10 protein-coding genes and 1 tRNA gene are annotated in these 9,418 nt (G+C 30.1%); 7 read left to right on the top strand and 4 right to left on the bottom strand.

Annotated features, from left to right (window positions below; all coding sequences use genetic code 11):
- Positions 1-99: 99 nt before the first annotated feature.
- From CD121_RS04205 to CD121_RS04195, 3 genes are all read right to left on the bottom strand, one after another.
- On the bottom strand, positions 100-657 hold the full coding sequence (locus tag CD121_RS04205; protein WP_029056283.1) for a DUF3267 domain-containing protein: 558 nt from the start codon (positions 655-657) through the stop codon (positions 100-102).
- Positions 658-851: 194 nt separating this feature from the next.
- Positions 852-1,223, bottom strand: a complete 372-nt coding sequence (locus tag CD121_RS04200; RefSeq protein WP_017638293.1) for a YtxH domain-containing protein — start codon at positions 1,221-1,223, stop codon at positions 852-854.
- A gap of 77 nt (positions 1,224-1,300) precedes the next feature.
- Complete coding sequence (locus CD121_RS04195; RefSeq protein WP_017638294.1) at positions 1,301-1,726, bottom strand: HIT family protein; 426 nt, start codon at positions 1,724-1,726, stop codon at positions 1,301-1,303.
- A 131-nt stretch (positions 1,727-1,857) separates the two neighbouring features.
- On the opposite strand from CD121_RS04195, the gene ecsA reads away from it, so the two are divergent.
- Positions 1,858-2,598, top strand: a complete 741-nt coding sequence (gene ecsA / locus CD121_RS04190) for an ABC transporter ATP-binding protein EcsA (RefSeq protein WP_017638295.1) — start codon at positions 1,858-1,860, stop codon at positions 2,596-2,598.
- Positions 2,591-3,814, top strand: coding sequence for an ABC transporter permease EcsB (gene ecsB, locus CD121_RS04185; RefSeq protein ID WP_126567503.1), 1,224 nt, complete (start codon positions 2,591-2,593; stop codon positions 3,812-3,814). The genes ecsA and ecsB overlap by 8 nt, the downstream gene beginning before the upstream one ends.
- Before the next feature lie 55 nt (positions 3,815-3,869).
- Here the strand turns inward: ecsB and traP are convergent, their stop codons facing one another.
- Positions 3,870-4,373 carry a signal transduction protein TRAP gene (gene traP, locus CD121_RS04180; RefSeq protein WP_017638297.1) on the bottom strand — a complete coding sequence of 168 codons (504 nt, stop codon included), beginning with the start codon at positions 4,371-4,373 and terminating at the stop codon, positions 3,870-3,872.
- 338 nt (positions 4,374-4,711) lie between these two features.
- Here traP and hemE point away from each other — a divergent pair, with 338 nt between their 5' ends.
- The 5 genes from hemE (at position 4,712) to CD121_RS04155 (ending at position 9,414) form a co-directional block, all read left to right on the top strand.
- Positions 4,712-5,749, top strand: a complete 1,038-nt coding sequence (hemE, locus tag CD121_RS04175; RefSeq protein WP_126567502.1) for a uroporphyrinogen decarboxylase — start codon at positions 4,712-4,714, stop codon at positions 5,747-5,749.
- 61 nt (positions 5,750-5,810) lie between these two features.
- Positions 5,811-6,734: a ferrochelatase gene (hemH, locus tag CD121_RS04170; RefSeq protein WP_126567501.1), complete on the top strand. Its 924-nt coding sequence runs from the start codon at positions 5,811-5,813 to the stop codon at positions 6,732-6,734.
- A gap of 21 nt (positions 6,735-6,755) precedes the next feature.
- Positions 6,756-8,162: a protoporphyrinogen oxidase gene (gene hemY, locus CD121_RS04165; protein WP_185817742.1), complete on the top strand. Its 1,407-nt coding sequence runs from the start codon at positions 6,756-6,758 to the stop codon at positions 8,160-8,162.
- 118 nt (positions 8,163-8,280) lie between these two features.
- Positions 8,281-8,835 (top strand): RBBP9/YdeN family alpha/beta hydrolase, encoded by a 555-nt coding sequence (locus CD121_RS04160; protein WP_070454043.1) that lies wholly within the window; start codon positions 8,281-8,283, stop codon positions 8,833-8,835.
- A 505-nt stretch (positions 8,836-9,340) separates the two neighbouring features.
- A tRNA-Met gene (locus CD121_RS04155) sits at positions 9,341-9,414 on the top strand.
- The last annotated feature ends 4 nt before the right edge of the window (positions 9,415-9,418 follow it).

Below are 9,418 nucleotides of genomic sequence, written 5' to 3'. Positions count from 1 at the left end.
GACTATAGTACTAGTTTTATTAAAAAACATATGAATAATTTTGTTATATAAAATAAAAATTGGACCATATGAGAGGGTCCAATTTTAATATAAAGATCATTATACTGTTGTAACAAATTTCTCTTTCTTTAATATGTGGATACCAGATCGGTGTTCCTCAATATAATTTCCATAATTAGAGAAAATAAGTATCTTTAAATACATTAAATCTAAAATAGAAAAACCAAAGTTAAGTGCCAATAAAAACATAAAATAATGTCCATATTGCGGGAACTTCACACACAAAGCGATGAACAACATTGATATTAAAATGAAAGGTAAAATCAAATTAATACAAAAATAAATTTTATGAATAGGTGTATTAACGTAAGTATTAAAATATGGAATCCATTTTCTTCGCGTTAATTTATGTACTCTAAAAGATTTATAATAAGGAATAAAAAATAACAGATGTACACTTTTATGTAGTGGATACATAAAGAATGTAATTGCTAAAACAATAAGAAAATGTTTGTCAGATAATGGTGTATCACTAAAGAAATACATGATTTCATAACTAACTAAAAACATTATAATAGTACCAACAATACTCATGAAGGCAATTCTAGGTATGCCAAAACGTTCATGAATATCAATTTGTCTTGTACATAAAAACATGAGTCATGCCTCACTTCTTAATCAATATATGATTCGTATTATCTATTGAAATTTGTATGAAGTCAATATCTATTTGCAGATTAGATTAAATGAACATTCTTAATTTAATACTTATGTTCCAAAGTTATTAATAAAATAAAAACCCCTATCCAAATAATTATTCTTGAATAGGGGAAACATTATAGTACAAAAAATTATTTCTCTTTAGAAAATGTATTACTAATTTCTTCGCCACGATTTTGTAAATTTTCAATATGAGATTGTAATTTTTCGATATTAGGGTTGATATCAGATTTGAAGTTACCAATTAAAGTTTTGATTTCGTCACCAATTGAACTACCAAATTCAGTACCTTCATTTTTAATTTGTGAACTATAATTTAAAATATCGTTAAATGATTGTTTCATAGTTTCAAGTTCACGTTGTAACTCAGATTGAGCGCCAGTAGGTTGGCTACCATCAATAGTATTGTTCTTAACGCTTTGGTCATCACGATTTCTTAAAGATACTGCGAAACCTGCGGCAACACCTACGCCAATACCAAATAATACGCGTGTTACTTTCATTATAATTCTCCTCACTTTTATATCTCGGATAATAGTATTATTCATCTTATACCCATTTTAATACAGATTATGCATGATTATTCGAAATGGGCTTGAATTTGAGCAGCAATTTCTTTTTTAGCATCATCATTTAATTCATCTTCATGTGTTTCCCATTTATAACCGAAACCATCAATATCATTTTCATATCTAGGAATTAAGTGAAAATGTAAGTGGAATACAGATTGATCAGCAAACTCACCATTATTTTGAATAATATTAAGACCATCAGGATTAAATGCTTTTTTAATTGCATTCGCTACTTTAGGTAGCGCAACGCCGATATGTTTCATTGTTTCTTCATCTGTTTCAAAAATATTTGCAGAAGCTTTTTTAGGAATTAATAATGTGTGTCCTTTTGTAACTTGAGAAATATCTAAAAATGCATAGACATAGTCATTTTCATATATTTTAAAGCTTGGTATTTCACCAGTAATAATTTTACTGAAAATTGTTTCAGACATTTTGATAACACTCCTCTTCGTTTCATCTTAAAATACATTATAGCATTACTTAGGAAAAAACGTCATTCTTCATAGCTAATTTTAGGAGTAAAACATAATTTTTGGTACAATAGTTTTCGTGGAGGTGCCTTATGACAGTAAAAGTAGAACATCTAACAGGTGGTTATGGAAAACGACCAGTTATTAAAGATATCAATTTTGAATTAAATAAAGGTGAGATAGTTGGATTGATAGGTTTAAATGGTGCTGGGAAGAGTACTACAATTAAACATATGTTAGGATTATTAACGCCTTCATCAGGGTCACTATCAATTTCAGAAACAAATATAAATGACGATATAGAAGAATATCGTAGAAAACTTTCATATATTCCTGAATCACCAGTAATATATGAAGAATTGACTTTACAAGAACATATAGAAATGACTGCGATGGCTTATGGTCTTACACATGAAGTAGCAATGGAAAGGGCAAAGCCTTTATTAAAAGTATTTAGACTTGAAGATGAATTAAAAGTTTTTCCAAGTCATTTTTCAAAAGGTATGAAACAAAAAGTCATGATTATATGTGCATTTATTGTGAATCCTGAATTATACATTATCGATGAACCATTTCTAGGATTGGATCCATTAGGTATACAATCAATGCTCGATTTAATGGTAGAAAAGAAAAATGAAGGACGTACAGTTCTTATGAGTACACATATTTTAGCTACTGCAGAGCGTTATTGTGATCGATTTATTATCTTAGATAAAGGTGAAGTTGTAGCATTTGGTAATTTAGAAGAGTTAAGAGAACAAACAGGATTGAAAGAACACACACTAGATGATATTTATATTCACGTCACTCAAGGTGGAAATGCCAATGATTAATGAGGCAACTACATTATTCAGGAAACGTCAGAAAGCGATTCGAAAGGAAAAGAATTATTATAATAAATTCATTTTCAATGGTCACTTTACAGTATTTTTATTAATATTATTTGGTGCTTTTATAATGGGGTATGGCGAATGGTTGAAGCATATACCTCAACATATTGATTATGCTTTGATTACAAGTATTATTATCGCCTTGTTATCATTATTTCCATTAAGAACATTATTAAAAGAAGCAGACCAAATTTTTCTATTACCATTTGAAAAATATATGAAACGATACATGACATTAAGTATTAATTATAGTTATTTCACTAGAATAATGATGTTATTACTTATTCTTATTATTCCGTTCCCATTATTTTATCAATTAAGTGAAAGTAATATTCAATATTATATTTCATTTGCGTTAGTTGCATTAATAACACCATATCTAGTATTGCATTTAAGATGGTGTTTATATCAATTAGGTGTATCTACTTGGATAGTTAATGTGAGTTTTTTCATTATTTTAAGCCTTAATTTTTATATAATATTAGGCTTACATTCTTATTTAGGGATATTAATTACGATTGCAATGGCAGTGTTAATTGTTGTACTAAAAGGTAAGGTAGCTAAACAATTATACCCGTGGGAAAGAATGATTGCGATTGAGCAAAGACATCATACGAATTATTATAAATTCGTGAATATGTTTACAGATGTTAAACATTTAAGAGAGACAGCAGTACGTCGAAGTTATTTAGATTTTATTTTACCAGTACCAAAAGGCAAAAAATTTAATGCCAATCAAATGTACTTATATTTATTTATGAGAAGTTTTGTAAGAGGGAGAGATGCTTTTAGCATTATAATAAGATTAATGTTAATCGCAGTTGTATTAATCATATGGCTTTCTCATCCTATTGTAGGTATTTTAATAGGAAGTTTATTTATGTATATTACGCTATTGCAAATGTCACAGTTTTATACGCAACAAGCTTATGGTCTCTGGCCTCAAGTTTGGCCAGCACCAGATACTATTGTAATTAAAGGATACGAAAAATTCCTATATAGACTTATGATTGTAATAGGTGTGGTATTCACAATAGCATTTTCAATTATGAATCCTACATTATTCTTTTTCTCAATTGTATTTTTCTTAGTAGGCTATTTGACTATTAGAAGTACAATTAAAAAACTAAAATATCAAGAAACGTTATTACGAGATTAAAAAAGTTGTCCTATTTGCGAAATTGAATTACTTCGCTATAGGACAACCTTTTTTATTATTGATGATCTACAGGATATAAGTAACGTTCGAAATAACTTGAATGTTGACCACTATATCCAAAGAATTGATTTAAAGCAGTTTTAGAAAAGTGCTCCTGGAATAAATCTGATGATTTGAAATCTTCATAAGCACTTCTATTTGCAAAACCAAAATATAATTTATAAGTATTACCTTCTAATGGTCTCAATAATCGATAACTTTTGAAACCACCAAAGTTATCAAATGGAGCACCAAAATGAAGAAGTTGTTTTTCTAATTGATTTTTATGATCTTCAGATGAAGGTATGAAGAGCGCAGAATAGAAATGTTCTTCATTAAATTCACCCACACTATATAAAACTTCATAAGCACTTGGATGCTTCAGTACAGATTTGCCTTCAGTTTCTTCTAAAATAACTGATGTATCTGAAGCAGAATATTGAAATAGATTATGATCTGGATTATTAATTTGAATTTGATTTAAAAAACCATAAGTACCATACGATGTATATAAATTCATGATCCTTACCTCCCTTGTTTTAATTAATTATACGATTATAAATTTTTATTTTCTACCTTCAAAGTCTTAATTTTGAAATAAATGTATAAAAATGGATTGATTTTTTACAAAATAAACTAAAATTAATTGCTATTAATTTATATCATTACTATTAAATGTTTAATTATAATACTAATACACTTTAACAAAACGAAAAATTATGAGATAAGCTAGGTAGATACAAATAATTTATAAAACATTTTACTATGTCTTTTTTATGACATTTAAGCACATTAAAATACGAAATAACTAAGTATATGCTATTATAGATAAGAATGATTTTAATTTAGGAGGACTATATGGTACATAGTAAGAATGATACTATTTTAAAAATGATTAAAGGTGAAAAGACCTCTCATACACCAGTCTGGTTTATGCGTCAGGCAGGGCGATCTCAACCTGAATATCGTAAATTAAAAGAGAAATATTCACTGTTTGAAATTACTCATCAACCTGAACTATGTGCTTATGTGACACATTTACCAGTTGATAATTACAATACGGATGCAGCAATTTTATATAAAGACATTATGACACCTTTAAAACCTATTGGTGTAGATGTAGAAATTAAATCTGGAATAGGTCCAGTTATTCAAAATCCAATCAAAACAGTCCAAGACGTGGAAAAGTTATCACAGATAGATCCGAAAAGAGATGTGCCATATGTTTTAGATACAATCAAACTGTTAACTGAAGAAAAATTAAATGTACCTTTAATTGGATTTACTGGCGCACCATTTACACTAGCCTCATATATGATAGAAGGTGGCCCTTCTAAAAACTATAATCAAACAAAAGCTATGATGTACAGTGATGAAGCGACTTGGTTTGCTTTAATGGATCATTTAGTAGCGGTTTCGATAGATTATGCTAATGCACAAGTAGAAGCTGGTGCTGAATTAATTCAAATTTTTGATTCATGGGTCGGCGCATTAAATGTTCAAGACTATAGAAAATATATTAAACCAGGTATGGACAAGTTAGTTAAAGGCATTAAATTAAAACATGATGTTCCAGTTATTTTGTTCGGAGTGGGTGCTAGTCATTTAATCAATGAATGGAGTGATTTAACTATAGATGTATTGGGACTTGATTGGAGAACATCAATACAACAAGCACAACAGCTTGGTGTAACTAAGACGCTACAAGGTAATTTAGATCCTTCATTATTATTAGCACCATGGGATGTAATAGAAGAAAGATTAAAAGATATCTTAGATCAAGGCATGGAAAGAGGACAACATATTTTCAACCTTGGACATGGTGTGTTCCCAGAAGTTCAACCAGAAACTTTACGTAAAGTAAGCCAATTCGTTCACGACTATACACATCAGTAATTTAGCATTATGAATTTCAATAGATTAAGTAATAGCAATAGACTAAAGGGTGGTTTTATAAATGAGTAAAACAATAGGTTTATTAGTAATGGCATATGGTACACCTTATAAAGAAAGTGACATTGAGCCATATTATACTGACATTAGACATGGTAAAAAACCAACAGATGACGAGCTACAAGATTTAAAAGATCGTTATGAATTTATTGGGGGATTATCTCCATTAGCTGGAACAACAGACAGACAAGCAGAAGCATTAAGAGATGCATTAAATGAATCTTATGAAGATGTAGAGTTTAAATTATATTTAGGGCTAAAACATATTTCACCGTATATAGAAGAAGCGGTTGAATCTATGCATAAAGATGGAATTACTGAAGCGGTCACTGTTGTATTAGCACCACATTATTCAAGTTTTTCAGTAGGATCTTATGATGAACGTGCAGAAGAAGAAGCTGAAAAATATGGTATTCAATTACATCATGTAAAACATTATTACCATCAACCTAAATTCTTAGAGTTTTGGACTAATCAAATCAATCACACATTAGAACAAATTCCTACAGAAGAACATGATGACACTGTATTAGTAGTATCAGCTCATAGCTTACCAAAAGGTTTAATTGAGAAAAATAATGACCCTTATCCAAATGAGTTACATGATACTGCAGTACAATTAAAAGAGCAATCAAATATTATCCACGTAGCAGAAGGTTGGCAATCAGAAGGTAATACAGGTACACCTTGGTTAGGACCTGATGTTCAAGATTTAACAAGAGATTTATTTAATGAACATGGATATAAACATTTTATTTATACGCCAGTAGGATTTGTATGCGAACACCTTGAAGTGTTATATGACAATGACCATGAATGTAAAGTAGTGTGCGATGACATAGGTGCAAAATACTATCGTCCAGAGATGCCTAATACGCATCCATTATTTATTGGTGCGATTGTAGACGAAATTAAAACAGTATTTTAATAGAAGGAAGCGTGAATGATTTTGAGTAAGAATGTAGCAATCATCGGAGCAGGTATAACCGGTTTAACAAGTGCTTACTATATGAAAAAACAAAATCCTAACTTAAATGTTACTATCTATGAGGCAAGTAATCGTCCAGGTGGTAAAATTCAAACGTATCGTAAAGATGGTTATACTATTGAATTAGGACCCGAATCATACTTAGGTAGAAAAACTATTATGACTGATATAGCTAAGGAGATTGGATTAGGCGATGATTTGATTACGAATACTACAGGTCAATCATACATTTATGCTAAAAATAAATTATATCCTATCCCAGGTGGTTCTATTATGGGAATACCTACGGATATAAAACCTTTTATAAAAACAAAATTGATTTCTCCATTAGGTAAGTTACGAGCAGGTCTGGATCTATTTAAAAAGCCTATAGAGATTGAAGATGACATTTCAGTAGGTGACTTTTTTAGACAGCGTTTAGGTGATGAAGTACTTGAAAATTTAATTGAGCCACTAATGGGTGGCATTTATGGTACCAATATTGATGATTTAAGTTTGATGAGTACTTTCCCTAATTTTAAAGAAAAAGAAGAAGCTTTTGGTAGTTTAATCAAAGGCATGAAAGATGAGAAGGAACAACGTATTAAACAACGCCAACTATATCCAGGCGCTCCTAAAGGTCAATTTAAGCAATTTAGACACGGACTTAGTTCGTTCATAGAGGCTTTAGTTGAAGCTGTAACAAAACAAGGTGTCAATATTGAATATAATACAGAGGTTGAAGATATTATTATATCTCAAACTGACTATCAAGTAATTGTCGATGGCAAAAAAGAATTTTATGATGGGGTATTAGTAACAACACCACAACAAGTCTTTATGGACTGGTTTAACCATGATCCAGCATTTGATTATTTCAATACAATGGATTCAACGACAGTAGCAACAGTGGTACTTGCATTTGATGAAAAGGATATTGAAAATACTTATGATGGAACAGGTTTCGTTATTGCTAGAACAAGTAATACAAGCATAACAGCATGTACATGGACTTCAAAAAAATGGCCATTTACAACTCCAGAAGGAAAAGTGTTAATCCGAGCTTATGTTGGTAAACCAGGAGATACAGTTGTTGATGATCATACAGATGAAGAAATTGTATCTATTGTACGTCAAGATTTACAACAGATGATGACGTTCAAAGGTGACCCAGAATTTACCATTGTTAATCGTTTGCCTAAGAGTATGCCTCAATACCATGTAGGTCATATTAAGCAAATTAGAGAAATACAACAGCATATTAAACGAACTTATCCACGTTTAAAAATTACTGGTGCACCATTTGAAGCAGTTGGACTACCAGATTGTATTCAACAAGGACATAATGCAGTTGATGAAATGCTAGAAGAATTAAAGTTGATCAATTAACAAATCAATTAAGCACTTTGAAGGGATAAATATATCTTTTTAAAGTGCTTTTATTATAAAATAAAGTAAAATGAGTCATGATTATTTTTTAAATTATATAATGTGAGGTTTGATAATAATGACAGACGTAATAATAGTTCATTCAAGTGTAGGCAATGCACATAACCATTGGTATGAATGGTTAGGACATAATTTAACATTAGAAGGTTATGAGGTTACATTATTTAATTTAGAAGCAGATACACCTGCTAATCTAGACATGTGGGTAACACAAATGCAACATCAAATAAATGTTAGGAAAAAAGATACATATTTTGTGACACATGGATTTGGAACAATCGCAAGTTTGAAATTTATTGAAAGTTTGAATCAAAATATTGAAGGTTTATTCAGTATTGCTGGATTTAGAGACGATGCTCAAGATATTGATGAAAATATAGATTTACAAGATGTAACCATAGATTATGATACTATCAAAAATAAAGTAGACTACTTTTATGGACTTTGTTCAAAGAGTGACAAGCATGTTTCGTATAAAGAAACAAAAAGACTTATGGATACACTAGAAGGTCATATTCGTGTTGTTGAAGAAGGCGGTCATTTCATGGAAGAAGATGGTTTTACGACATTTACCGCTTTACAAGATCGTATGCAAGGACTAATGACACAATAATTTGATTAGCACAGGGGAGGGGAGGTATTTATAAAGTTTAATCAGATATAAACTTCAAGAGTTTTGTTATAAGTGTTAATTTAATGCTAAAAGAGCACTAAACTTGAATATTAAATCAATATTAGTAGGATTAATTTGAAGGAATGTTCCAGTAGATACGTCGCAAAATCAATAAGCTTTATTAAGAAATGTTTCTTTTTAAGATTTATAACATGTGTAAAAAGTTTAATTTGATGATGTTGGCAAGTGATTTTGTGACCATTTGCACACTTTTGTTATAAAATGATTTAACTAGTTAATTATTACACATTTTAATTGTAAATAATTATTGACTATTAGTTTTAAAATTAATATACTAATAAAGTGTTAAGCGAGAGCGATTTAAAGCTAATTTGATGTATCAAACATTTTGAAATTTAAGAGATTGTAAATTTAAATTAAAAAATGTATTGACTTTGTTAAGTTAATAATGGTACAATAATCAAGTAGTCAAAAATAATATTATCGCGGGATGGAGCAGTTCGGTAGCTCGTCGGGCTCATAACCCGAAGGTCGGTGGTTCAAATCCGCCTCCCGCAATACA

It is taken from the genome of Staphylococcus pasteuri, assembly GCF_003970495.1.
GTDB classification, from domain to species: Bacteria; Bacillota; Bacilli; order Staphylococcales; family Staphylococcaceae; genus Staphylococcus; species Staphylococcus pasteuri.
This window is presented reverse-complemented; position numbering and strand designations above follow the sequence as displayed.